This window comes from Erwinia sp. INIA01, assembly GCF_025947915.1.
GTDB lineage: Bacteria > Pseudomonadota > Gammaproteobacteria > Enterobacterales > Enterobacteriaceae > Erwinia > Erwinia coffeiphila.
Window position 1 is genome coordinate 30362 of record NZ_JAPDNC010000016.1, and the last position, 24675, is coordinate 55036.

Annotated in this window: 23 protein-coding genes; 16 read left to right on the plus strand and 7 right to left on the minus strand. The window is 55.6% G+C overall.

Features of this window, described 5'->3' with window-relative positions:
• Positions 1 to 138: 138 nt before the first annotated feature.
• Entirely contained in the window at positions 139 to 795 is a 657-nt protein-coding gene (locus tag OMR58_RS22700; protein WP_264547029.1) for a hypothetical protein, read from the minus strand.
• Between the two features lie 590 nt (positions 796 to 1385).
• Here OMR58_RS22700 and OMR58_RS22705 point away from each other — a divergent pair.
• Together OMR58_RS22705 and OMR58_RS22710 are read left to right on the plus strand one after the other, a co-directional pair.
• A complete protein-coding gene (locus tag OMR58_RS22705; protein ID WP_105591639.1) occupies positions 1386 to 2081 on the plus strand; it encodes a phosphohydrolase in 696 nt (231 codons plus the stop codon).
• 81 nt (positions 2082 to 2162) lie between these two features.
• Positions 2163 to 2411: a hypothetical protein gene (locus OMR58_RS22710; RefSeq protein ID WP_105591602.1), complete on the plus strand. Its 249-nt coding sequence runs from the start codon at positions 2163 to 2165 to the stop codon at positions 2409 to 2411.
• Positions 2412 to 2628: 217 nt separating this feature from the next.
• Here OMR58_RS22710 and OMR58_RS22715 read toward each other — a convergent pair whose 3' ends face one another.
• Positions 2629 to 3297, minus strand: a complete 669-nt coding sequence (locus OMR58_RS22715; RefSeq protein WP_200544213.1) for an epoxyqueuosine reductase QueH — start codon at positions 3295 to 3297, stop codon at positions 2629 to 2631.
• 101 nt (positions 3298 to 3398) lie between these two features.
• Between OMR58_RS22715 and OMR58_RS22720 the strand changes: the two genes are divergently transcribed.
• Positions 3399 to 3866, plus strand: a complete 468-nt coding sequence (locus OMR58_RS22720; protein ID WP_105591604.1) for a very short patch repair endonuclease — start codon at positions 3399 to 3401, stop codon at positions 3864 to 3866.
• Positions 3867 to 3869: 3 nt separating this feature from the next.
• On the opposite strand, the gene yedA is transcribed toward OMR58_RS22720, so the two are convergent.
• Entirely contained in the window at positions 3870 to 4787 is a 918-nt protein-coding gene (gene yedA / locus OMR58_RS22725; RefSeq protein WP_200544211.1) for a drug/metabolite exporter YedA, read from the minus strand.
• Positions 4788 to 4956: 169 nt separating this feature from the next.
• Here yedA and OMR58_RS22730 point away from each other — a divergent pair, with 169 nt between their 5' ends.
• From OMR58_RS22730 to OMR58_RS22745, 4 genes are all read left to right on the plus strand, one after another.
• Positions 4957 to 5232 carry a hypothetical protein gene (locus OMR58_RS22730; protein WP_105591606.1) on the plus strand — a complete coding sequence of 92 codons (276 nt, stop codon included), beginning with the start codon at positions 4957 to 4959 and terminating at the stop codon, positions 5230 to 5232.
• An 11-nt stretch (positions 5233 to 5243) separates the two neighbouring features.
• The gene (locus OMR58_RS22735; RefSeq protein ID WP_264547030.1) at positions 5244 to 6146 is read left to right on the plus strand and encodes a DUF808 domain-containing protein; all 903 of its coding nucleotides are present in this window, start codon (positions 5244 to 5246) and stop codon (positions 6144 to 6146) included.
• A 68-nt stretch (positions 6147 to 6214) separates the two neighbouring features.
• The gene (locus OMR58_RS22740; RefSeq protein ID WP_255416823.1) at positions 6215 to 6346 is read left to right on the plus strand and encodes a hypothetical protein; all 132 of its coding nucleotides are present in this window, start codon (positions 6215 to 6217) and stop codon (positions 6344 to 6346) included.
• A 179-nt stretch (positions 6347 to 6525) separates the two neighbouring features.
• Positions 6526 to 6699, plus strand: a complete 174-nt coding sequence (locus OMR58_RS22745; RefSeq protein WP_234471717.1) for a YodC family protein — start codon at positions 6526 to 6528, stop codon at positions 6697 to 6699.
• 55 nt (positions 6700 to 6754) lie between these two features.
• On the opposite strand, the gene OMR58_RS22750 is transcribed toward OMR58_RS22745, so the two are convergent.
• A complete protein-coding gene (locus OMR58_RS22750) occupies positions 6755 to 7078 on the minus strand; it encodes a DUF6388 family protein (RefSeq protein WP_105591609.1) in 324 nt (107 codons plus the stop codon).
• Between the two features lie 182 nt (positions 7079 to 7260).
• On the opposite strand from OMR58_RS22750, the gene yedD reads away from it, so the two are divergent.
• On the plus strand, positions 7261 to 7743 hold the full coding sequence (yedD, locus tag OMR58_RS22755) for a lipoprotein YedD (protein ID WP_200559742.1): 483 nt from the start codon (positions 7261 to 7263) through the stop codon (positions 7741 to 7743).
• A 585-nt stretch (positions 7744 to 8328) separates the two neighbouring features.
• On the opposite strand, the gene amyA is transcribed toward yedD, so the two are convergent.
• Positions 8329 to 9810 carry an alpha-amylase gene (gene amyA, locus OMR58_RS22760; protein ID WP_264547031.1) on the minus strand — a complete coding sequence of 494 codons (1482 nt, stop codon included), beginning with the start codon at positions 9808 to 9810 and terminating at the stop codon, positions 8329 to 8331.
• Between the two features lie 193 nt (positions 9811 to 10003).
• On the opposite strand from amyA, the gene OMR58_RS22765 reads away from it, so the two are divergent.
• Positions 10004 to 10987 carry a D-cysteine desulfhydrase gene (locus OMR58_RS22765; RefSeq protein ID WP_264547032.1) on the plus strand — a complete coding sequence of 328 codons (984 nt, stop codon included), beginning with the start codon at positions 10004 to 10006 and terminating at the stop codon, positions 10985 to 10987.
• Between the two features lie 90 nt (positions 10988 to 11077).
• Here OMR58_RS22765 and putA read toward each other — a convergent pair whose 3' ends face one another.
• Complete coding sequence (gene putA, locus OMR58_RS22770) at positions 11078 to 15025, minus strand: trifunctional transcriptional regulator/proline dehydrogenase/L-glutamate gamma-semialdehyde dehydrogenase (protein ID WP_264547033.1); 3948 nt, start codon at positions 15023 to 15025, stop codon at positions 11078 to 11080.
• 445 nt (positions 15026 to 15470) lie between these two features.
• Between putA and putP the strand changes: the two genes are divergently transcribed.
• The 5 genes from putP (at position 15471) to phoH (ending at position 21992) form a co-directional block, all read left to right on the plus strand.
• Positions 15471 to 16952 (plus strand): sodium/proline symporter PutP, encoded by a 1482-nt coding sequence (gene putP / locus OMR58_RS22775; RefSeq protein WP_200559738.1) that lies wholly within the window; start codon positions 15471 to 15473, stop codon positions 16950 to 16952.
• Between the two features lie 396 nt (positions 16953 to 17348).
• On the plus strand, positions 17349 to 18182 hold the full coding sequence (efeU, locus tag OMR58_RS22780; protein ID WP_200559737.1) for an iron uptake transporter permease EfeU: 834 nt from the start codon (positions 17349 to 17351) through the stop codon (positions 18180 to 18182).
• 55 nt (positions 18183 to 18237) lie between these two features.
• Positions 18238 to 19365: an iron uptake system protein EfeO gene (efeO, locus tag OMR58_RS22785; protein WP_264547034.1), complete on the plus strand. Its 1128-nt coding sequence runs from the start codon at positions 18238 to 18240 to the stop codon at positions 19363 to 19365.
• Between the two features lie 6 nt (positions 19366 to 19371).
• A complete protein-coding gene (efeB, locus tag OMR58_RS22790) occupies positions 19372 to 20655 on the plus strand; it encodes an iron uptake transporter deferrochelatase/peroxidase subunit (protein ID WP_105595094.1) in 1284 nt (427 codons plus the stop codon).
• A 548-nt stretch (positions 20656 to 21203) separates the two neighbouring features.
• A complete protein-coding gene (gene phoH, locus OMR58_RS22795) occupies positions 21204 to 21992 on the plus strand; it encodes a phosphate starvation-inducible protein PhoH (protein ID WP_123329080.1) in 789 nt (262 codons plus the stop codon).
• A 47-nt stretch (positions 21993 to 22039) separates the two neighbouring features.
• Here phoH and OMR58_RS22800 read toward each other — a convergent pair whose 3' ends face one another.
• Positions 22040 to 22780, minus strand: a complete 741-nt coding sequence (locus OMR58_RS22800; RefSeq protein WP_264547035.1) for a nitroreductase family protein — start codon at positions 22778 to 22780, stop codon at positions 22040 to 22042.
• 262 nt (positions 22781 to 23042) lie between these two features.
• Between OMR58_RS22800 and OMR58_RS22805 the strand changes: the two genes are divergently transcribed.
• Both OMR58_RS22805 and OMR58_RS22810 read left to right on the plus strand, forming a co-directional pair.
• Positions 23043 to 23882: an ABC transporter substrate-binding protein gene (locus OMR58_RS22805; RefSeq protein ID WP_105595091.1), complete on the plus strand. Its 840-nt coding sequence runs from the start codon at positions 23043 to 23045 to the stop codon at positions 23880 to 23882.
• A 78-nt stretch (positions 23883 to 23960) separates the two neighbouring features.
• Positions 23961 to 24674: an amino acid ABC transporter permease gene (locus OMR58_RS22810; RefSeq protein ID WP_105595090.1), complete on the plus strand. Its 714-nt coding sequence runs from the start codon at positions 23961 to 23963 to the stop codon at positions 24672 to 24674.
• The last annotated feature ends 1 nt before the right edge of the window (position 24675 follow it).

Sequence of the window (24675 nt, forward strand, 5' to 3'; positions counted from 1 at the left end):
GACGAGTGTGATGCTGATGAAAGTTGCCAAAAATGATGGCAAATTGAGGGGGATATTCAACCAGTTATATTAGGAATTGTCTGTGATGAAGCGCAAACGACGCTGAAAAACTTCAGCGTCGCGCATCATTCACAACGGTCAGATTCGTTCAAAGTCGATGACCCAGACCCAGGGATTCACTTTCCAGCTGGTACCGCCATACTGCGCGGTCCATGCTTTGCGGTAGGCCTCTTTTGGTGAGTCGGTTTCGCTTTGCATGGTAAAGAAGTTATTTAAAAAATGGCTGTCGAACTGCACACCTTCAGCGACGATATCATCATCACTGATGTCCTGGATTTTTTCCACGCGCAGGCGGGTGATCAGCAGGTCAATACGGCTGGCCCAGCGCGGCATATGAATACCAGCCTGCCAGCCGGGATGACCGATGCCATCTTCACTTCCCCAGGTACTGGTATCGGCCCGGTAGCGGCAATACTTGCGGTCCCTGAACGCCGCCGGGTCCTGTTGATAGCGTGCAACGTCTTCGGGGGCAATAACCGGCCCGCGCCAGGTTTCTCGCACCCATAACCGATCGCCCGGCTGGCCGTGCGGGCTGTGGTGGCTGATGTTCTCCATGCTCATTACCAGGTTTCCTTGCAGGTGGTTACGCTTTACATCAATGCCGTAACAGCCTTCATGATTATCCTGAACCGGTCCGAAAGGTTGGGATTTCATGATGCGCCGGGTCTGGCTTTGACGGCCAGATAGCAGGGCGCGCACCCGTTGATCGCTGAACAGAATCGGGCGTTCTTTCATGGGATAACCTCTATATCTTTCTCAACCAAACCAGCTACATAGTTAAAATGAAAACACAATGCGGAGAACTCCTAACTTAAACCTTTAACACCAATCAGGGGCATTTTTTTGGTAAAACATCAGTAAAATTTAATAAAAAAAACGGAAAGATAAAACGCCGCTGATGACGCTATGCTGGCAGTTGAATTGCCGTATTCGGGTAGCGACCCGACGTCATTTTTGCAGCGTAACATATTTTACATGTTGCTTAATTACAATGTCTTAAAGCGTAGCGGCATTTTTAAAATATTCAGAAAAGTGTGGAGCATACCTGGATAGACCAGCACAACGCAAACGATAATCCTCTGCACACGATGGCAGGTGAAACGTTTCGTTACCTTTGGCCTGTATTATGACTGCTTAATGATTTGGGTGATTTTTAATCAGTATGAATTGGCAGCAGAATACATCAGCCTGCATTCAGGCTGTAACATAATGAATACATGCACTATATAGTGATGAGGGTCGCATTTTTATCGCGTTGACGCAGCACGTTGCAGTGGCTTATTGCCACTGAGATCTCAACAAGTCCAAAGAATGAAGGAGAGTCTATTATGCTGAACACCTGGCAATCGCGCTTCGAACAGTGGCTGCATCAGAGCTGGCAGAAAGAAGACAAAGCGCATGATGTGGCTCATCTGGCGCGCGTATGGCAAACCGCACAGCGCATTATGCAGGGAAGCGAGGCCGACCCGCTGGTGGTTTTGACCAGTTGCTATTTTCACGACATTGTTAACTTACCGAAAAATCATCCGGAGCGGCATCTGGCCTCTGCCCAGGCGGCGGAAGAAGCCCGGAGGGTTCTGCTGACGGAGTTTCCGGACTTTCCTTCAGAAAAAATTGCCGCCGTAATGCACGCGGTTCACGCCCATAGCTTTAGCGCCGCCGTGACGCCAGAAACGCTGGAAGCAAAAATCGTACAGGATGCGGATCGGCTGGAATCTCTGGGCGCTATTGGCCTGGCGCGGGTGTTCTATGTCTCCGGTGCGCTGGGGCGTTCGTTGTTTGACAGTCATGATCCCCTGGCCCGTGAAAGGCCGCTGGATGATGCCGAATGGGCGCTGGATCATTTCCAGAAAAAGCTGCTTAAGCTGCCGCAAACTATGCAGACCGCCGAAGGCAAACGTCTTGCAGAAATCAATGCTGATTTCTTAGTGGCCTATATGGCAAAACTCTGTGCGGAACTGCAGGGCGATTTTTGCGGCACGGATCGGCAGGTACTGGCTGAATTTGCGGTTAGCCACTGATATATTAAATTTTTATGACAGTATGGTTAAATTTAGCTTAACAGGCTAATTTGATGTGTAAATTTATCAGGAGATTCAACAATGACTGAGACAGTAAGCCTGACGTTAAAGATCGATCCTGTATTAAAAGAAACACTGAAAGCCATTGCGCTGGAAAATCAGACTTCGGTCAGTCAGGAAGTGACCCGCCGTCTGCTGATCACGCTTGAAGGGGCAAAAGAACCGGAAGTGGACAATCAGGATACGGCTGAAGAACTGTCAGAACAGCTGAGCGCAGCAGAACTGAAGCAGGTTCGTGCGCTGCTGAAAAAGAGTAAAAAGAAAAAATAAGCGCTGAGTACGTTTCGCGTATCCGCTGCGATTAACGCCCCTCGTCGTGAGGGGCGTTATGCTTACCTCTATTCCAGTGTTTTGACAATTCATGCACCGACGGTTTGTCGCTGTCCTGTGCCACTCACCTGGCGATTGCCTCACCGCTGTCACTGACAACGCTTTTACTGCGGCGCCTGTCTCACTCCCACAGCGATTATCGTCATCAGGCGATAATTTACGATTTCCCCTCTGCGTCTTCATCACCGTAATACAGCACGCCCAGTTTAATTAACGGACGGCCCTGGCTTTTCCGATGCAGGTTGCTGTCGCGCAGCGAATAAACGCAGCCGCAGTATTCCTGCTGGTAAAACCGCTCGCGCTTGCTGATTTCGATCATGCGCGCCGAGCCGCCTTTTTTGCGCCAGTTGTAATCCCAGTAGCTGATGCCCTCATAAGGCGCGGCTGCCCGATCGCCGCAGTCGTTAATCTGCTGCATGTTCTTCCAGCGTGAAATACCGAGCGAACTGGAGATGACCGGAAAACCGTTCTCATAGGCGTAAAGCGCGGTGCGCTCAAAGCGCATATCAAAACACATGGTGCAGCGCACACCGCGCTCCGGTTCCCACTCCATGCCTTTTGCCCGCGCAAACCAGTTGTCGGTGTCGTAATCGGCATCGACAAACGGAATACCGTGCTGCTCGGCAAAGCGGATATTTTCCTCTTTGCGCAGCAGGTACTCTTTCTGAGGATGAATATTCGGGTTGTAGAAGAAGATGGTGTAATCAATTCCCGAAGCCTGCAGGGCTTCCATCACTTCACCAGAGCAGGGTGCGCAGCAGGAATGCAGCAGCAGTTTATTCGCGCCTTTCGGCAAGGTGAGTTTATCTCGTTCAACAGTGCTCATTAAATCAGATCCACATTAACTGGAATTTTGACTAAGTGTAGAGGCATCTTGTATGACAATAAAGCGCTATACTCGAACGTTGTTGCCAAAGGAAGAGCAGGATGGCTGACGTACATAAACCCGACGTGCGTAGTAAAAATATGCGAGCGATTCGAACCCGTGACACCGCGATTGAACAGCGTGTGGCGGAGTTGCTGGGCGAGCTGGACATCACTTTTCGGGCGCAGGATAAGTCGCTGCCAGGCAGGCCCGACTTTGTTTTGCCGGACTACCGGGCAATCATTTTTGTTCACGGCTGCTTCTGGCACCATCATCATTGCCACTTATTCAAGATGCCCGCCACGCGCACGGCGTTCTGGATGGGGAAAATAGACAGTAACGTGGCGCGCGATAAACGCTATATTGCTGAACTGACCGACGGCGGCTGGAAGGTGCTGCTGGTCTGGGAGTGTTCGCTGCGCGGTAAAACGCGGCTGGAAGAACAGGCGCTGAGCGCCCGTCTTGAAGAGTGGATCTGCGCCGCTGAAGGCAACGGCGAGATCGATGAAAAAGGTATTCATCAGCTTTAACGGTTAATCCCGGCTGATGGGTTTGATCACGGGTTTTGCCGGGAACAGGTATTTTCCCAACGTGACCAGCACCACCGCAAATACGATGATCGCCAGCGCCAGCCATTCACGAGAAGAGAGCGTTTCCCCGGCAAAGCCAATCCCCAACAGCACCGCCACCACCGGATTAACATAGGCATAGCTGGTCGCCACTGCCGGGGTGACATTGCGAATCAGGAACATATAGGCGTTGATGGCGATAATCGAACCAAACAGGCTGAGATAGCCCAGCGCCAGAATGCCTGGAAGTGTAGGCGTTCCGGTCAGATGCTCACCGCTCAGCGTGCTGGCAATCAGCAGCACAATTCCCGCAGACAGCATCTCAACGGCTCCTGCCATCATTCCCTGCGGCAGTTCAATGCGTGAGCCCCAAACGGAACCGAACGCCCAGGTCATTGAACCCGCAAGAATCATCAAGGCTCCCCACGGATTACCGGCCATATGTCCACCGCTGTTGAGCAGCAGTATTCCTACCAGCCCCACGCCGATCCCCACCCATTCAATCCAGCGGGTCTGGATGCCAAACATGCGGCTAAAGCACATCGCGAACAGCGGCACGGTCGCTACCATGACTGCTGCCAGTCCGGAAGGCACGTGCTGATGCTCGGCTACGGTGACCGCGCCGTTGCCCATCGCCAGCAGTAAAACGCCGATAATCGCCGCATTTTTCGTGGCTTTCAGCGACGGCAGTTTTTCCCCGCGCAGCAGCAGAATCGCCAGCAGCACAACGCCCGCCAGCAGGAATCGCAGCCCGGCCATCATCATTGGCGGCCAGCTTTCCACACCGATGCGGATAACCAGATAGGTTGAACCCCAGATAAAATAGAGAGAGAACAATGCCGCCAGCAGCGGCAGCCAGGCAGGAATACGACGCAACTTCATCTTAATAGCTCAGTCCGGTTGAGTAATTGCAGCGCTAAATTCTCGTTTTTTAACGCGGAATAGGGAAATGTTTTTCTTCAGGACTGGGAATTTTTTTACAAAATTTGCACTTGTTACGCATAATTGTTTAGATCACCCCCACTTTCTACGGCGAAGCGCAGGGCGAAATATGGCCAGTGTCAAACTGACGGTAAAGCGTTTATATCAACTAAGCGGTGAACGGATGGTCAACACCCGGGCGACGGCGCGTATTTTCGTCGGCGATCGGCTGATTGCCACGGAGGAAATAACCGGGATGACCGAAAGCCCGGTAAGCAAGTATCTGCACCACACCGAGCGACAGGGTCAGCCGGTGCGCGTTGAGTGGGACTGCGAAGGTATTGCCGATATGGCGGTACTGGAGATTGAGCGGTGCCCCTGCTGTCAACATGATGAACATGAATAAGGAATCACACTTTGGCGGGAAGTAGCTTACTGAGCTTGCTGGATGATATTGCCACGCTGCTTGATGATATTTCGGTAATGGGAAAAGTGGCGGCAAAGAAAACCGCGGGTGTACTGGGGGACGACCTGTCTCTTAATGCGCAGCAGGTTAGCGGGGTGAAAGCCAATCGTGAGCTCCCGGTGGTGTGGGGGGTGGCCAAAGGCTCATTCCTCAATAAGCTGATCCTGGTGCCGCTGGCGCTGGTGATCAGTGCTTTTGCGCCCTGGGCAATTACGCCGCTGCTGATGATTGGCGGTGCCTACCTCTGTTATGAAGGGGTGGAAAAGGTGCTGCACAGCCTGCACAAAAGCAAAAGTGATGAAACCCCGGAGGCCCGAGAGCAGCGTTTGCTGAAGGTGGCGCAGCAGGACCCGGCGGCCTTCGAGAAGAAAAAGGTGCAGGGGGCTATCCGCACCGACTTTATTCTCTCTGCGGAAATTGTGGCGATCACTTTAGGGATCGTCTCGGAAGCTCCGCTGCTGAATCAGGTTTTGATTTTGTCCGGGATTGCGATTCTGGTCACCGTCGGCGTTTACGGCATTGTGGCGGCGATTGTGAAAATTGACGACCTTGGCTACTGGCTGCAGAAAAAAAGTTCGGCGCTGGCGAAATCGGTGGGCGGTGTACTGCTGGCCACGGCCCCGTGGCTGATGAAAATTCTGACCGTGGTAGGAACCGTGGCGATGTTTCTGGTCGGCGGCGGCATTATCGTGCACGGTGTGCCGGTTCTGCATCATGCTATTGAAGGATTTAGCGCCGGATTGGGCGCGCTGGTTGCGGCCCTTGCGTCTAACGGGGCCAATCTGGTGATCGGGTTTATCGTGGGGTCGATTGTGCTGTCGCTGGTAAATTTGATTGCCAGAGTGCGCGGCTAATCGGTATAACGTGCGGCTTGCGGACTCGCCAGGCGGGTCCGTTTTTTTACCAATGTGGGAGCAATGTGATGAAAGACGATATTTTTGAATTTGATATTGATGCGCAGCTGGAGCAGGCGGAAGCCAACGCAGAGAAAAAAGCCGCAGAATTGCCGGCTGACTTAGGCGATGAAGCTGACTGTGAAGGTTGCAAAATCTAAGTGTAAGTGAGAGCTGGTTCACATAAACGAAACCTGCAAAACTTATTCATTTTTTTTATTTATCGAGTTTTTAACTGCTTATTTGCATTTAACAATTTGTTTACCTCCAGTTAACAGCATCGAAATCAACAAGATGCTATAACTATTCTGTCTTTTAACCGGAAGGGAGGTGCTTTGTGATGTTTATAATCAGTAATGAAGTGCAGCACAAGGATGGTGGACCCGTGATGATTGTGACGGGTGTTGCCAGCGGTATGGTTGAATGTCGTTGGTACGATGGTTTTAGCGTAAGGCGAGAAGCATTCCGCGAGGATGAACTGGCGGCAACGTCGGGTTCCCGCCTGGCCGGTTAAGCGCTACGACCCCCGAACAGGCGTGTTGACGCGTCTGTTCGGGAGGATCGACCGATCACAGTTCGTTCTGAATACAAAACTCTTCCCAGCTTAATCCCAGCGCTTCAGCATGCGAGCGCAGATAGGTTTCAATCGCTTCCACCATCACGGCTTTATCCGGCTCGGCCAGTTGAATGGCAAACAGCACACCGTCCAGTTTTTTCTCGCGCACGTAGGCCGCGTAGGCGCGATCTTTTTGCAGCGCCTGGAGCTGCTCGATGCTCATGCCAACGCTTGCCGCCTGCTCTGCTGTGAGGTTTTCAATGCCTGATTTCAGTTCCGGATGTGCCTCAAGGAACAGGTCTTTAGCAATGGCGTAATATTCTTCAACGGTTTTCATAGCGGTCCTGCCTGGGTAATTTCGGCCGCCAGTGTACACGGGGCAAGCGGGAAAAGGAAAGGTGCGGTGCGGGTGCAGGCGGGGTGAAAAGGGCAGAAATCGGTCGTGAACTGGCGATCGGGCTTGCGGCACAGCGGGAATTAATTATAACGTAGCGCGAGATTCATAAAGCAGGGAAAAACATGAAAAACTGGATTATTGCAGGGCTGGCCGTTACCGCGTTGAGCGGTTGTGCGCAGCTGGAAGGTTACAGCAGCGCGGTGAAAACGCCACCGCCGGCATCGCTGGTGGGTAACTGGCAGACGATGGGCCCGCAGAAAGGGCTGGTCAGCCCCGAAGCACGTGCCAGCCTGATTATTACCGCCGCGGGCGATACGCTTGACTGCCGTCAGTGGCAGCGGGTGATTGCTAAACCGGGCAAGACCACTCTGCTTGATGGTGACTGGGTGAACATCAATAACCAGTCCCGGGTGATGCCGCTGGAGCTGGAAGGCAGCGTTTTGCATTACGATAAGCTGACGTTGAGCAAGGTGAATCAGCCGACCGCGGAGTGCCAGAAGGCGCTGGCGGATAATGCTGCTCCGGCTGCTGCACAGGCTGCGGCTGAACCGACTGCCACGAAGAGTGGTAAGCACTACAGCGGTGTGTTTAACCGGGCGAACTGATCCGGGTTGAGCCTGGTGCTTGCTGAGATAGTGTGCCAGTGCTGTGTTGTCTGCCGCGTCGGGAGTTAGCGCTGGCTGGCCGTGCCCCCGAGAGGGCGGTCCTCGCGCCGCGTTGCGGTTCCTTCACTCCGTTCGTCAGCCGTTCGGACCGTCACAGACGCGCGTCCTGCGCGGCTGTGGCTTTCGGCCACGTCCGTGTGGCCGAATCCTGGCTTCCTCTCTGCGTTCAGCGCTGTGGATTGCCCTCTCGGGGGCACGGCCAGCCTGCTGTCAAAATTCCGTGATGCCTGAAAATCTAAAAGCGATGAAATGATTAACGGGGACAGCCTCTGCTGCTGCGTAAGGGCATCCACAGCGCTGAGGTGGAGCCATTACGCCAGGAGACGACAACACGGATGTTGGCGTCAGGTCAGGTTTGAACAGGGACGTTCAATCCTGGCCGATCCGGTCGGCGCAATGGCGTAACCGAGGGTACCGCAACGCGGCGCGAGGACCGCCCTGAAGCAGCAGCAGAGGCTGAACCCCAACAACCAATTCAACAGCGAGAAAAGCGTGTAGTTATTGGCTGCGCGAGGAGCCGCTACACTATTCCAGTACCCACACGCTCACGCTGCCCGGATTACAGCGGAACGTCGCGACACCGTTCTCGTCACTTTCAACCTGCTCCTCGCGGTGGCCGAGATAATCAAACCAGCGCTTACCGGCAAAATTATCACCCAGCTCCAGTACTTTCTCCCCCTCATCCCCGTTGGACATGATCACAACGCATCCCGGCAGTTCCTCCGTGCCGCTGCGCGCAAAGGCAACGCAGTTGGCGTGATCGAACCACTCGGTCTGCACGCCGTGCGCATACAGCTGGCGGGCACGGATCAGTGCTTCAAGCTCCGCCACCACCGGCATCTCAATCTCATACTGTTCGCCGTCGCCGCCCTCATCCTGATAGCTGGCACCGTAAAGATCGGGATAGAACAGGGCAGGGACGCCGTTTTCACGCAGCAAAATCAGCGCGTAGGCCAGCGGTTTGAACCAGGGATCGACCGGGGCCTCCAGCGCTTGCAACGGCTGGGTATCATGGTTGGCGACAATGGTTACCGCATGCCACGGATCGGCCGCGACCAGCGTGTCGGTAAAGATCTGGCTCAGATCGTAATCGGAACCCTGCTGCGAGGCGTGATGGAAATTCATTTGCAGCGGGGCATCAAACAGCATGGTTTTGCCGTCCACCTGGTCAATATACTGTTGCAGCTTGTCCAGCTCATGCGACCAGTATTCGGCAACGATGAACAGCGGCTCGTCGTTGACCTCCTGCACGTGCTCAATCCACTCTTTATAGAACCAGGCCGGAATATGCTTCACCGCGTCCAGTCGGAAGCCGGTGGTGGCAGGGATTTGCTCCATCACCCAGCGCGCCCAGTACTTCAGCTCCTCGGTTACCGCATGGTTGCGAAAGTCGATATTGGCACCCATCAAATAGTCAAAGTTGCCCAGCTCATCGTCGACCTGTTCGTTCCAGCCCTCACCGGTGTAGTCGTTCACAATCTTGAATACGCCGTTCTCATCGGGGTTTTCAATATGGTCGACGCCGCTAAAACATTTGTAATCCCAGACAAATTTTGAATATTTTCCCTCACGAACCGGGAAGGTGAAGCGGGTCCAGGCTTCGGCTTCGATCACCTCATCATCAATCTCTTCGCGATTGTCCGGATTCACGCGGTTGATCTGCACCCGTTCCTTTTCATCCGCGCCCATTTTGTGGTTAAGCACCACATCCAGAATGACCCCTATCCCATGGGACTTCAGCGCTTCGGTTGCAGCCAGCAGCTGCTCTTTATCACCGTACTTAGTGGCTCTTGAACCCTTCTGCTCGAATTCGCCTAAATCGAACAGATCGTAAGTATCGTAACCAACGGAATACCCGCCGGACTCGCCTTTATACGCCGGAGGTAACCAAACAGCGGTTACGCCCATTTCAGCCAGACTGGGGGCCTTATCAACCACTTCAGGCCACAGCTTGCCGCCATCGGGATAGTACCAGTGAAAAAACTGCAACAGCGTGGGATTGCGCATATCCTTGTTCCATTTTTCATCAGTTCGGGATCTGAATTATGGAGCAGCCGTTGTGAAAAGTGTGATCTGAGCTGTAATTTTTTTTCACCGTTATTCAGCCTGGCATTGAGTTATCACCAAATGAAAGATGACCCGATTGCTATCTTCTGCAACACTAAGGAATAATTCGAACGCACATCTCGCGGAGGCCGCGTTGTCCTTACATAATCTTGTTAATTTTCCCCGTGTTGAGCTGCTGGGCGCTCCAACGCCGTTGGAGCATTTACCCCGTCTTTCAGACTATCTGGGGCGCGATATTTTCATCAAACGTGATGACGTTACACCAGTGGCGCTGGGGGGCAACAAGCTCAGAAAGCTGGAGTTTCTCGCCGCCGATGCGCTGCGCAATGGCGCTGACGTGCTGGTTACCGCCGGCGCTATACAGTCTAACCACGTTCGCCAGACGGCGGCAGTGGCGGCAAAACTGGGTTTGAAATGTGTGGCGCTGCTGGAAAATCCCATCGATACCCGTGCAGAAAACTATCTCAGCAACGGTAACCGCCTGCTGCTGGAATTGATGAATACGGAAGTGGTGATGGTGGATGCGCTGCACAACCCCGACGCGCAGCTGGAAGAACAGGCCACGCTGCTGGAAGCACAGGGATTCCGTCCGTACAGTATTCCGGTGGGCGGCTCAAGTGCCTTGGGGGCGCTGGGCTACGTTGAATGTGCGCAGGAAATTGCCCACCAGAGCGAAGGCGTAGTGGATTTTGCGGCGGTAGTGGTGGCATCCGGCAGTGCCGGGACCCATGCCGGACTGGCGGTCGGCCTGGAGCAGTTGCTGCCGGATACCGAACTGGTTGGCGTTACGGTTTCCCGCAAGGTGGCTGCTCAGCTGCCGAAAGTGGAATTACTTCGTCAGCAGGTGGCGCAGTCGCTGGAACTGAATAGCAGTGCGGAAATTACCCTGTGGGATGACTATTTTGCACCTAAGTATGGCGTACCGAATGAAGAAGGCCTGGAAGCGGTAAAACTGCTGGCGCGGCTGGAGGGGATTTTCCTCGATCCGGTTTACACCGGTAAGGCGATGGCGGGGCTGATTGACGGTATTGCTCAGAATCGTTTCCGTCGTGAAGGGCCGATTGTTTTTGTGCATACCGGCGGTGCCCCGGCGCTGTTTGCCTATCATCCGTTTTAAACCTGTATCGTCTTTCACCTGACGTTAAACCTGTTGTTGAAAACCGGCACGGTCCTTAAAGGCCGTGCCGGTTTTTTTAATCGGCAGTGATTAACCGATGGTCATCAGGCTGGCGTTACCGCCGGCGGCGGCTGTATTCACACTCAGCGAGCGCTCGTGCAGCAGTCGTTCCAGCAGCAGATTGGTTTCTCCACGTGCAAAGCCCTGAACCGACACAATCGCGCCGTCCCGCGCGGCAATGGCCTCGCAGAGCGTACGCAGCTGATCGGCATCGCCGTGATAGATCGCCGCATCATACTCCCCCTGTTCCAGCGGTCGGTCAGCCAGCGTAATTCGCTGCTGCACCGCCGAAGGAAGCTGCTGCCACAGCGCGCGATGCAGCTCATCATCCTGCCACAGCGCCTGGCTACCGACGGCGGTGACCGCTGCCAACTGAACCAGCGTATCCTCCTCGTTATCGGCAATACACAGCACCCGTTCGCGCGGCAGCAGGGTAAAGGTATTGCGCTCGCCGGTTGGCCCCGGCAGCAGGCGTACGGTGCCGCCCAGGCCCAGTTCAGCGTAGCGCGCGCACAGCGCTGCCAGATCCTTGCGGTCGGTTGCCCACTCGCTTAGCGCCTGATGCGCGGTCAATAGTTCCGGGCGCAGCTGCGTATCCGGTGGGCTGAGGCGGTCCTGGCGGTTAAGCGTGGTTTGCAGCGCATCGTCCGGGCGGTACGACAGCAGGCGATACAGATACAGCGGCCCACCGGCTTTCGGTCCGGTGCCGGACAGACCTTCACCGCCGAACGGCTGTACGCCGACCACTGCGCCGACCATATTGCGGTTAACGTAGAGGTTGCCGACGTGAGCCTTCTGCGTCACCTGACCGATGGTTTCATCGATGCGGGTATGCACGCCCAGCGTCAGGCCATAGCCGGAGGCATTAATCTGCTCAATCACCTGCGGCAGGGCGTTGCGGGCAAAGCGCACCACGTGCAGCACCGGGCCGAAGATCTCGCGCGTCAGGTCAGTTACGCTGCCCAGCTCGATCAGCGTCGGCTGTACAAAGGTCCCGGTCCGCCATTCGCGGCTGTCCTGCACCTGCTGCTGCGCGGACTGGAACACGGTAAAGCCTTTGCTGCGCATCGACTGAATATGCTGGTCGATGTTGGCCTTCGCCTCGGCATCGATCACCGGGCCGATGTCGGTGGAGAATCGTTCAGGGTTGCCCATACGGCATTCGGCCATCGCGCCGCGCAGCATGGTCAGGGTGTGATCGGCAACATCTTCCTGCACGCAGAGCAGACGCAGCGCCGAACAGCGCTGACCGGCGCTGTCAAAGGCGGAAGCAACGATATCGGTGACCACCTGCTCGGTTAGCGCCGAGGAATCCACGATCATCGCATTCATACCGCCGGTTTCGGCAATCAGCGGCGTCGGGCGGCCCTGCGGATCGAGGCGTCCCGCCAGCCCGCGCTGTAGCAGGGTGGCAACGGCGGTCGAGCCGGTAAACATCACGCCGCGCACTCGGTTATCCTGGGTCAGCTGCGCGCCGACGGTTTCACCGGTGCCCGGCAGCAGCTGGAGCGCGCCCTGCGGCACGCCCGCTTCATGCAGGATCGCCACTGCGCGTGCGGCGATGAGCGGGGTTTGCTCGGCCGGTTTGGCCAGCACGCTGTTACCCGCGGCCAGCGCGGCGGCGATTTGCCCGCTGAAGATGGCCAGCGGGAAGTTCCACGGGCTGATGCAGACCACCGGTCCCAGCGGACGGTGGGTTTCATTGTCAAAGTCGTCGCGTACCTGTCCGGCGTAGTAGTGCAGGAAATCCACCGCCTCGCGCACTTCGGCGATGGCGTTGCTGAAGGTTTTCCCGGCTTCACGCACCAGAATGCCGATCAGCGTCTGCATCTGGCCTTCCATCAGGATCGCCGCGCGTTCGAGGATCGCCGCGCGCTCCTGCGGTGGGGTGGCGAACCAGATCGGGCCGACGTTGACCGCCGCATCCAGTGCGGCAGAGACTTCTCCCGGCGTGGCGTGGCGCACGTGGCCGACGATATCCAGCGGCTCTGCGGGGTTAATTACCGGCAGGCTGTCGCCGGTTTCCAGCGGCGCGTCGATCAGCGGCGCGGCCTGCCAGCTCTCGCTGGCGCTGTTCAGCAGGGCGCTGGAAAGCGAGGCCAGACGGTGTTCGTTGGCCAGATCCAGCCCGGCGGAGTTCTGCCGCTGCGTACCGTACAGCTCGCGCGGCAGCGGGATTTTTGGATGCGGCAGGCCAACGGCACCTTCGGCCTGCGCCAGTTTTTCCACCGCCTCAACCGGATCGGCAACCAGCTCATCCAGCGGCAGGCTGGTGTCGGCAATGCGGTTAACGAAGGAGGTGTTCGCGCCGTTTTCCAGCAGGCGACGCACCAGATAGGCCAGCAGGGTTTCATGGGTGCCGACCGGGGCATAGATACGGCAGGGGCGATTCAGCTTGCCGTCCGCCACTTTTCCCACCACCTGCTCGTACAGCGGTTCGCCCATACCGTGCAGGCACTGGAACTCGTACTGGCCCGGATAGTAGTTGTTGCCCGCCAGTTGATAGATGGCCGCCAGCGTGTGGGCGTTATGGGTAGCAAACTGCGGATAAATCAGATTGGGCACCGCCAGCAGCTTGCGGGCGCAGGCGATATAGGCGATGTCGGTGTACACCTTACGGGTGTAAACCGGGTAGCCTTCCAGTCCGTCGACCTGAGCACGTTTGATTTCGCTGTCCCAGTAAGCGCCTTTGACCAGGCGGATCATCAGACGGCGACGGCTGCGCTGCGCCAGATCGGTCAGTGCATCGATCACCATCGGGCAGCGTTTCTGATAGGCCTGAATGACAAAGCCGATACCGTTCCAGCCTTCCAGTTCCGGCTCAAAGCACAGTTTTTCCAGCAGATCGAGCGACAGCTCCAGCCGGTCGGCCTCTTCAGCATCGATATTAATGCCGATGTCGTAGGAACGCGCCAGCAGGGTGAGGGATTTTAGCACCGGGTACAGTTCGTCCATCACCCGCTCGTACTGCGCGCGGCTGTAGCGCGGATGCAGCGCAGACAGCTTGATTGAGATACCCGGGCCTTCATAAATGCCACGACCGTTCGAGGCTTTACCGATGGCGTGGATCGCCTGCTGGTAGGAGAGCAGGTAGGCTTTGGCATCACGGGCGGTCAGGGCCGCTTCTCCGAGCATATCGTAGGAGTAGCGGAAGCCTTTCTCTTCCAGCTTGCGGGCGTTAGCCAGCGCTTCGGCGATGGTTTCACCGGTGACGAACTGTTCGCCCATCAGCCGCATTGCCATATCCACGCCTTTACGGATCAGCGGCTCACCGCTTTTACCGATAATACGGTTCAGCGAGCGGGAGAGGTTGGCTTCATTGTGGGTCGACACCAGGCGGCCTGTAAACAGCAGGCCCCAGGTGGCGGCATTAACGAACATTGACGGGCTGCGGCCCAGATGTGAATGCCAGTTGCCATTGCTGATTTTGTCGCGGATCAGTGCATCGCGCGTGGGCTTATCGGGAATACGCAGCAGCGCTTCCGCCAGGCACATCAGCGCCACGCCTTCCTGAGAGGAGAGGGAGAACTCCTGCAGCAGGTTTTGCACCATTCCGGCGCGCCCGCCTGCACTTTTTTGGTGCCGAAGTTTATTTGCCAGCTGATGCGCCAGCTCATAGGTCGATTTTGCCAGGGCGGCAGGAAGGCGCGCCTGATCCAGCAGCATCGGCACCGCTTCGGTTTCCGGGCGACGCCAGGCCGAGGTGATAGCCGCGCGAGCAACGGACTGAGGCAAAACGCTTTCGGCAAAGTCGAGGAATGGCTGGTGCGTCTCTTCCTGCGGACGTTCTTCTTCCTCAGCGGGAACCTGACCGGCGACCAGCTCGGGCAGGGACTGGCCCTGCTCAACCTGCTCAAGATAGTTAAAAATGGCCTGCTTAATTAGCCAGTGTGGCGTGCGGTCAATACGCTGGGCGGCCTGCTTAATACGGTCGCGTGTGGCGTCATCCAGTTTTACGCCCATGGTGGTTGTGCCCATGCCTGAAAGCTCCTGAATCAGAGAGAATAAACAATAGCGAGCAATATCACTGATGTTGCAACTTTGTGCAACCTCGTTAAATGTGACCTTTTCCTCACTCTTTAAAATCGGCCTTTTGTTAACGTAAAAAAAAGCGGCATGGTTATTGCTGCAAGAATCCCGCCAGGTATGAATGCCGCGTAAACCCTGGTTTTAATGAGGTTGCTGTGCGGGTGCAACCCGCTTAAATGTGACTCAGTGCAACCTGTTGACATTTGGCGGTTGCTACCGGGTGAAATGGCTGTGTGAAGTGTGTTAAATCGATTGTGCGCCGTAGCCGTTTACGGCAGGATACCGCCCCCGGCAGGAAGCCACCCTCTTGCGATGCTGCTGTTATTGCACCTTTGGGCAGTAAACGCCTTGCAGCCTGACCGCTACGGAAACGAATAATAAGTGGAGAACCTGAATGACTGTAAGTACACCAATGGTGGTGACCTTTTGTGTTTATATTCTTGGCATGGTGTTGATTGGCTTTATCGCCTACCGCTCAACAAAAAACTTTGACGATTACATTCTGGGCGGGCGCAGCCTCGGCAGCGTGGTGACCGCGCTTTCCGCCGGTGCGTCTGATATGAGCGGCTGGCTGCTGATGGGCCTGCCGGGCGCGATTTTTATCTCCGGTATCTCAGAGAGCTGGATCGCCATCGGGCTGACGCTGGGTGCCTGGCTGAACTGGAAAATCGTTGCCGGACGTCTGCGCGTGCAGACCGAGCATCATGACAACGCGCTGACCCTGCCAGATTTCTTCTCCAGTCGTTTTGAGGATAGCAGCAAACTGCTGCGGGTGATCTCAGCGCTGGTTATCCTGGTGTTCTTCACTATTTACTGCGCCTCCGGCGTTGTAGCGGGTGCTCGTCTGTTTGAAAGCACCTTCGGCATGAGCTATGAAACGGCGCTGTGGGCCGGTGCGGCCGCCACCATCGTTTACACCTTCGTCGGTGGGTTCCTGGCGGTGAGCTGGACCGATACCGTGCAGGCCAGCCTGATGATTTTTGCGCTGATCCTCACGCCGGTGATCGTCATTATTGCCGTTGGTGGACTGGGTGACTCGCTGCAGGTGATTGAGGCCAAAAGCATGGCTAACCTCGATATGCTGAAGAACCTGAACTTCGTGGCGGTGATTTCGTTACTGGGCTGGGGCCTGGGCTACTTCGGCCAGCCGCATATTCTGGCCCGCTTTATGGCGGCGGATTCTCATCGTTCTATCCGTACGGCGCGCCGTATCGGCATGACCTGGATGATCCTGTGCCTGGCCGGTGCGGTCGCAGTTGGCTTCTTCGGAATTGCCTTCTTCCAGAACCATCCGGAGCTGGCTGCCGGGGTTAATGAAAACGGCGAGCGCATCTTTATTGAGCTGACGCGTATTCTGTTTAACCCGTGGATTGCCGGCGTGCTGCTGTCGGCGATTCTGGCTGCGGTAATGTCAACGCTGAGCTGCCAGCTGCTGGTGTGCTCCAGCGCGCTGACGGAAGATCTGTATAAAAACTTCCTGCGTAAAAAAGCCAGCCAGCGTGAGCTGGTATGGGTAGGTCGCCTGATGGTGCTGCTGGTGGCCGTGGTGGCAATTGCGCTGGCCGCAAACCCGAACAACCGCGTACTGGGCCTGGTCAGCTACGCCTGGGCGGGCTTCGGTGCCGCGTTTGGTCCGGTGGTGCTGTTCTCGCTGATCTGGCGCCGTATGACCCGCAACGGCGCGCTGGCCGGGATGATCGTTGGTGCGGCTACCGTTCTGCTGTGGAAAAACTACGGCTATGCGGAGCTGTACGAAATCATCCCTGGCTTCCTGTTCGGCAGTATTGCCATTGTGATCTTCAGCCTGATCGGTAAAGCACCTTCCACCGCAGCGCAGCAGCGCTTTGACGCAGCGGAAGCGGAATATCGCAGCTGATAAACGGCTGAGCCATTCTGCCGTGTAGCGGGATGGCTCTCCTCTTACTGATGGGGTTTCTCGAAATGGGGAACCCCGTTTGCCGCAAAATTCTTTACGGTAAACGCAGCCCCAAAGTCCGCTAATCGCGGCCTGACCCTGAATGCCTGACCGTTGCGTTAATGAAGGTTAACAGTCGCCAGATTCCCCCCTTTCATCTTTCAGCAAGCCCCTTTTCAGGTTGAACGAAACAAGTTTCCCACCGTTACATTTCCTTAAATAATTCTCGCTCGCAAAACAGCAATATTTCGCCTGAAATGCTTGTAATTCCTTGTCCGATAATGATAATCGATATCGTTTGTATTTTACTTTTCTTTACCGCACTTGACCGTATTTAACACTTCCGAGGGTGTTGGCATGTTTGTTCCTTTTCTGATTATGTTGCGTGAAGGGCTGGAGGCGGCGCTGATTGTCAGCCTGATTGCCAGCTATCTGAAGCGCACCCAGCGCAGCCAGTGGTTTGGAGCAATGTGGGTCGGTGTGGTGGTTGCCGCTGCGCTTTGCCTTGCGCTTGGCTGGTTCATCAATGAAACCACCGGCGAATTCCCGCAGAAGCAGCAAGAGCTGTTTGAGGGACTGGTGGCGGTTATCGCCGTGGTGATCCTCACCTGGATGGTGTTCTGGATGCGCAAAGTGTCGCGCAACGTGAAGGCCCAGCTGGAAGATGCGGTGGATAACGCGCTGAAGAAGGGCAACAGCAGTGGTTGGGCGCTGGTGCTGATGGTGTTTCTTGCCGTCGCCCGTGAAGGGCTGGAGTCGGTGTTCTTCCTGCTGGCCGCTTTCCAGCAGGACGTGGGCTACGGGCCGCCGCTGGGCGCGATGCTCGGCCTGGGCACTGCGGTTGTACTGGGGATGTTGATCTACTGGGGCGGCGTGCGTCTCAACCTGGCAAGCTTCTTTAAGTGGACCAGCCTGTTTATCATTTTTGTTGCCGCAGGCCTGGCGGCGGGGGCGATCCGTGCCTTCCATGAAGCGGGGCTCTGGAACCATTTCCAGGACGTCGCGTTCGATTTCAGTAACGTGCTCTCCACCCACAGCGTATTCGGTACGCTGATGGAAGGCATGCTTGGCTATCAGGAAGCCCCGACCGTGAGCGAAGTGGCGGTCTGGCTGATTTATCTGATTCCTGCGCTGCTGCTGTTTATGCTGCCGGCACGCGCATCCACCTCTGCGGCGCGCAGCACGCGCTGAAACTGACCGGGCAGGCAGCCGCCTGCCGGTTCAACTCTTTGACAGGGATTACACTATGACTACACACTTTCGCCGCCACGCACTGAATGCCGCTCTGCTGGCCGTTCTGACCTCCTCGGGGGCGGCGCTGGCTGCTGATATTCCGCAGGTCAAGGTTAGCGTCAACGACAAGCAGTGCGAACCGATGACTCTGACGGTGGATGCCGGTAAAACCCAGTTCATCATCAAGAACGACAGCCAGAAAGCGCTGGAGTGGGAGATCCTGAAAGGGGTGATGGTGGTGGAAGAGCGTGAAAATATCGCCCCATCCTTTACCCAGAAGCTGACCGCCAATCTGGAAGCGGGCGAATACGATATTACCTGTGGCCTGCTGAGCAACCCGAAAGGCAAGCTGATTGTGAAAGCCAACGGCAGCAAAGTGAACGACGGCAAGCCGGACGTGCTGCAGCTGGTCGGGCCGATTGCCGACTATAAAGTCTACGTGATGAAAGAAGTCGAGCAGCTGGTTGCCGGAACGAAAGCCTTTACCGATGCGGTGAAAGCGGGCGATCTGGCGAAAGCGAAAGCACTGTATGCTCCAACTCGCCAGCACTACGAGCGCATTGAACCGATCGCCGAGCTGTTCTCCGATCTCGACGGCAGCATTGATGCCCGTGAAGATGATTTCGAGAAGAAAGCCGAAGATCCGCACTTCACCGGTTTCCACCGCCTGGAAAAAGTTTTATTTGCTGATAACACCACAAAAGATATGGATAAATTTGCCGACCAGCTGTACAAAGATGTGCTGGATCTGCAAACCCGTATCAGCGAGCTGGCTTTCCCTCCGAGCAAGGTGGTTGGCGGCGCCGCAGGTCTGATTGAGGAAGTCGCTTCCAGCAAGATTTCCGGTGAGGAAGATCGCTACAGCCGTACCGACCTGTGGGACTTCCAGGCGAACGTTGACGGCGCGCAGAAGATTGTGAACCTGCTGCGTCCGCTGCTGAAAAAAGACAATCCGGAATTGCTGGCGAAAGTGGACGGCAACTTCAAAAAAGTGGATACCATTCTGGCGAAGTACCGTACCAAAGACGGCTATGAATCTTACGATAAATTGACCGATGCTGACCGCAACGCTCTGAAAGGCCCGATTACGGCGCTGGCCGAAGACCTTTCCCTGCTGCGTGGAACGCTGGGCCTGGATTAATCAGATATGGCAAAACCCGTTGATGACGTGACGTCAAGTTCACGTCGTCGTTTGTTGAAAGGTGTGGGCATCCTTGGCGGTGCCCTCGCCGTGACCGGCGGCTGTCCGGTCCATGCAGCCGGTGACGGGAAAGTCTCGTCGCCGGGCACCGTTTCTCCTTCCGCACGCAGTGAAAGCCAGCCGTTCTTTGGGCTGCGTCAGTCCGGTATCGTCACGCCGCAGCAGGCGGCAATGATGCTGGTCTCGTTTGACGTGCTGGCCGCGGATAAAAACGATCTGGTGCGTCTGTTTAAGCTGCTGACCGACCGGATTGCGTTTCTGACCACCGGCGGTAAAGCGCCGCTGGTCACCAATCCGCAGCTGCCGCCTATGGACTCCGGTATTCTCGGCGATGATATTTATCCCGACAATCTGACCATCACCGTCTCCGTCGGCGCATCGCTGTTTGATGAACGATTCGGCCTGCAGGCGCATAAACCGCTGAAGCTGCAGCGCATGACCCGTTTCCCTAATGATGCGCTCGATGCCAGCCTGTGCCATGGCGATCTGCTGCTGCAAATCTGCGCCAATACCAACGATACGGCAATCCACGCGCTGCGCGATATTATCAAGCACTCGCCGGATCTGCTGAGCGTGCGCTGGCGCCGCGAAGGGTTTATTTCCGATCACGCCGCGCGCAGTAAAGGCAAAGAAACGCCGATCAACCTGCTGGGCTTCAAGGACGGCACGGCCAACCCGGATACTGCTGATGCTTCACTGATGGATAATATCCTGTGGGTGAGCAAAGAGCAGGGCGAACCCGCCTGGGCGCTGAACGGCAGCTATCAGGCCGCGAGGATCATCCAGTTTCACGTGGAGTTCTGGGACCGTACGCCGCTCGGCGAGCAGCAGACGATATTTGGCCGCGTGAAACACAGCGGTGCCCCGCTGGGGATGGAAAACGAGCACGATGTACCGGACTACGTCAGCGACCCGGAAGGGAAGGTGATCCCGCTGGATGCGCATATTCGCCTGGCGAATCCGCGTACGGCGGAAACGCAAAGCAACCTGATGTTACGCCGTGGCTACAGTTATTCCCTCGGCGTGTCGAAATCGGGACAGCTGGAAATGGGGCTGCTGTTTGTCTGCTATCAGCACGATTTAGAAAAAGGTTTTCTGACCGTGCAAAAGCGTTTAGACGGCGAAGCCCTGGAGGAGTATATCAAGCCGATCGGCGGAGGATATTTCTTTGTTCTTCCGGGCGTAGTGGATGCTCAGCACTATCTCGCGCAGGGTCTGCTTGAGGCCTGATTAATAATAGCGGGTGCTGCGCGCCCGCTATTCTATGATATGCCGCCCGCCGTTTTTTGTTTCAATTTCCCTCTCCCTCATTGTTTAAAAAATGCGCCATACAATTTAATTATGACAGTAATGTTAAATAAGCAATTAATTTAATATGTTGTATTTATTGATTTTATTTTTTGACAAATAATAACAGTAAAAAATATGTTGCAATTTCGCACCGATATGCTGGAATGAAATTGTAGTATCTTTTCGCATTAAGTATCCCACTATGGAGATAGCGAATGCCCAAGTCCTTTAACGGACCCGTAAACAGAAAGTTAACCATCGCCGTAAAACGCGAGGAGTTCATTTCCTCTACAGCATTCTCTTCTTTAAAAATTTATCGTTCCATCAACCCTGTTAATTGCTTTCCGGTGCACTCTGCGCCCCGGCGCGGCTTTGCATCTGTTGCAACGGCCAGACACGGCTTAAAAGGAAGCCAAAACCTCTAAAGCGTTCACGTAATCGCATCGCCAACCTGATGCGGGAAATGAAACCAACTGTAAGGTGCCACTATGGGAAGACAGAAAGCAGTGATCAAAGCTCGTCGTGAAGCAAAACGTGTGCTTCGTAGCGATTCGCGCAGTCACCGTCAGCGTGAAGAAGAATCGGTCACCTCGCTGGTGCAAATGGGTGGACTGGATGCAATTGGTATGGCGCGTGATACCCGCGACCATTCCCCGATTGCCGCCAGAAATGAAGCTCAGGCGCACTATCTCAACGCCATAGAAACCAAACAACTGATCTTTGCTACTGGTGAAGCCGGGTGTGGTAAAACCTGGATTAGTGCCGCGAAAGCGGCGGAGGCTCTGATTCATAAGGATGTGGAAAGGATCATAGTGACCCGACCGGTGCTACAGGCGGATGAGGATCTGGGATTCCTTCCAGGGGATATCTCAGAAAAATTCGCCCCGTATTTCCGCCCGGTCTACGACGTTCTGGTTAAACGTCTCGGCTCTTCCTTTATGCAGTACTGTCTGCGTCCCGAAATCGGTAAAGTTGAGATCGCTCCCTTTGCCTATATGCGTGGCCGTACCTTTGAAAATGCGGTAGTGATCCTCGATGAGGCGCAAAACGTCACCGCCGCGCAGATGAAAATGTTCTTAACGCGCCTGGGGGAAAACGTCACCGTTATCGTTAACGGCGATATCACCCAGTGCGACCTGCCTGCCCACGTGAAATCCGGCCTCAGCGACGCCATGGCCCGCTTTGAGGAAGATGAAATGATTGGGGTGGTGCGGTTTACCGCAGAAGACTGTGTACGTTCTCAGCTGTGCCAGCGTACGCTGCTCGCCTACGGTTAACGTTAAAATCCGCTATAAAGCCCGGCTTATGCCGGGCTTTTTTTTGCCTATTTGTCGATGCCAAAGCCCTGGCGCAGGATCGCCGGCTGCACGGCAGGGAAATAGATATGCTGGTAGTAGCTGGCGGTGTTGTTACCCCAGTTATCGCCGTCGGTACGGCCGGTCTGCTGCCAGTGTTCCACTATTGTCTGGTTATAACTGCGGATGGTTTCAGGCAGAACGTCCTGGCGATAATGCTCTTCATGGCGGAAACCCGCCATCGGCATACGCGGTTTTTGCGGAGCCTGCTGATCGACATAGCCCAGCACTACGCCCGCGACAGGGAAGGTCAATTCCGGCAGCTGCAATAGCTCAATCAGCGCCGTTGGATCGCGGCGAATGCCACCAATCGGCACTACGCCCAGGCCGTGTGAACGGGCGGCGGTCATCACCGCTTCCAGCGCGATACCGACGTCGGTTGCGCCTGAAACAATACTTTCCAGGCTCTGATGGGCGATCTGCTCTTTGCCTTCGGCGGCAATCGCCAGCTGGCTTTTATGCATATCCAGCACAAAGGTGATAAACACCGGGGCCTGGGCGATCCATGGCTGTCCACCGGCCAGTTCGGCAATACGCGCGCGTGTGGCGGCATCGCGCGTGACGATCACCGACACCTGCTGGGAGTTGACCGAGGTTGGGGCCAGCCATGCGCATTCGATAATGTCATCAAGAATGCGGTCATCGATAGGTTTAGCCAGATAGCTACGATCGCTGCGGTGGCTTTTTAAAATCTGTGTTGTGCTATTCATCAATAATCAACCTGGGTAATTAATAAAAACGCGAAGATAACTGACGCAGAACAGCACGGTTTGCCACTTTGTGCCTGGGATCACGTTTTTACACTCATCACCGATGGATGAAGTACTACAACCAGCATTCTGCCCGCCATGATATGTCCAGATATGACAAATAGATAAAAAACATAAACATAGTCCTTTATATTATTTCCTGAGCCGAGTGGCCCTTGCTAGCTTATCTGCGTGCAGGAATTCAACCATTCAGGAGCTTTCAATGAAACATCGTGCTTTGGCCTTAACGTTGCTAGCCAGTCTGACCGGCCTCGCCGCCGGTGCCGCTCAAGCCGACAAACTTGATGATATCAAGCAGGCCGGTGTGGTGCGTATTGCCGTGTTCGACAGCAATCCGCCGTTCGGCTATATCGATCCACAAAGCAAAAAGCTGGTGGGGTACGATGTGGACTTCGCCGATGCCATTGGTAAGGCGTTAGGCGTGAAAGTGGAACTTCGCGCCACCAATCCTGCTAACCGCATTCCGCTGCTGGTATCGAAGAAGGTGGACCTGATCGCCGCTAACTTCACCATTACCGACGAGCGAGCCAAAGAGGTGAATTTCAGCGTACCGTACTTCGCCACCGGTCAGAAATTTATTGCCCGCAAAGGCGTGCTGAAAACCCCGGATGACATTAAAACCCTGCGCATCGGCGCGGACAAAGGCACGGTACAGGAGATAACCCTGCGTGAACGCTATCCGACCGCCAAAGTGATCTCCTACGACGACACCCCGCTGGCTTTTGTGGCGCTGCGTAACCGCAACGTGCAGGCGATTACTCAGGACGACGCAAAACTGGTCGGCCTGCTCGGCAATCTGCCAGCGGCGCAGAAGGCGGAATTTGAAATTTCTCCGTTCAGCCTGACCAAAGAGTATCAGGGCGTCGGTATTCCAAAAGGTGAGGATCGCCTGACCGATGCGGTGAACGACACGCTGATCAAGCTGGAAAAAGACGGTGAGGCGGTTAAAATTTACGACCGCTGGTTCGGGCCGCAAACCAATGCTGCACAGCCGCGCGGCGACTTCAAAATCGGGCCGCTGGATCAACAGCCGAAAGCCTGACGCACGGTTTGCAGGTAACGGATAAGAGGGGCGCAGCTTGCTGCGCCCCTGATGCATTTTATAAAACAAGGACAGAACATGAACCTGGACTGGCTGCTGGCACCGCAGTACCTTGACTGGCTGTGGCACGGTTTTTTGCTCACTCTGTGGCTCTCGGCCTGCGCGGGACTGGCCGCCACGCTGTTGGGATTTGTACTGGCCGCGATGCGCGACAGCAGCCTGGAACCGCTGCGCTGGCTGGCGATGGGCTACAGTTCCCTTTTTCGTAATACTCCGCTGCTGGTGCAGCTGTTCTTCTGGTACTTTGCCGCCGGGCAGGTCCTGCCGGGCGCGGCGATGGACTGGCTCAACAGTTCACATCAGGCCGGCCCTTTTACGTGGCCATCGTTCGAATTTCTTGCCGGATTTTTCGGCCTGACCGTTTATTCCTCCGCCTTTATTGCTGAAGAGATCCGCTCCGGGATTCGCGGCGTCGCGACCGGGCAGAAGGCTGCTGCACTGGCGATGGGGCTGACCGGCTGGCAGGCGATGCGCTACGTGGTACTGCCGCAGGCGCTGAAAATTGCACTGCCACCGCTGCTGGGCCAGTACATGAATGTAATTAAAAACTCGTCGTTGACCATGGCGATTGGCGTGGCCGAACTGTCTTATGCTTCCCGCCAGGTGGAAACCGAAACTCTGCGAACTTTCCAGGCATTCGGCGTGGCCACGGTATTGTACATCGCCGTTATTGCGCTGCTGGAAGGCTGGGGCATGTGGCGGCAGCAGCGTAAGCCGCTGGGAGGGCACTAAA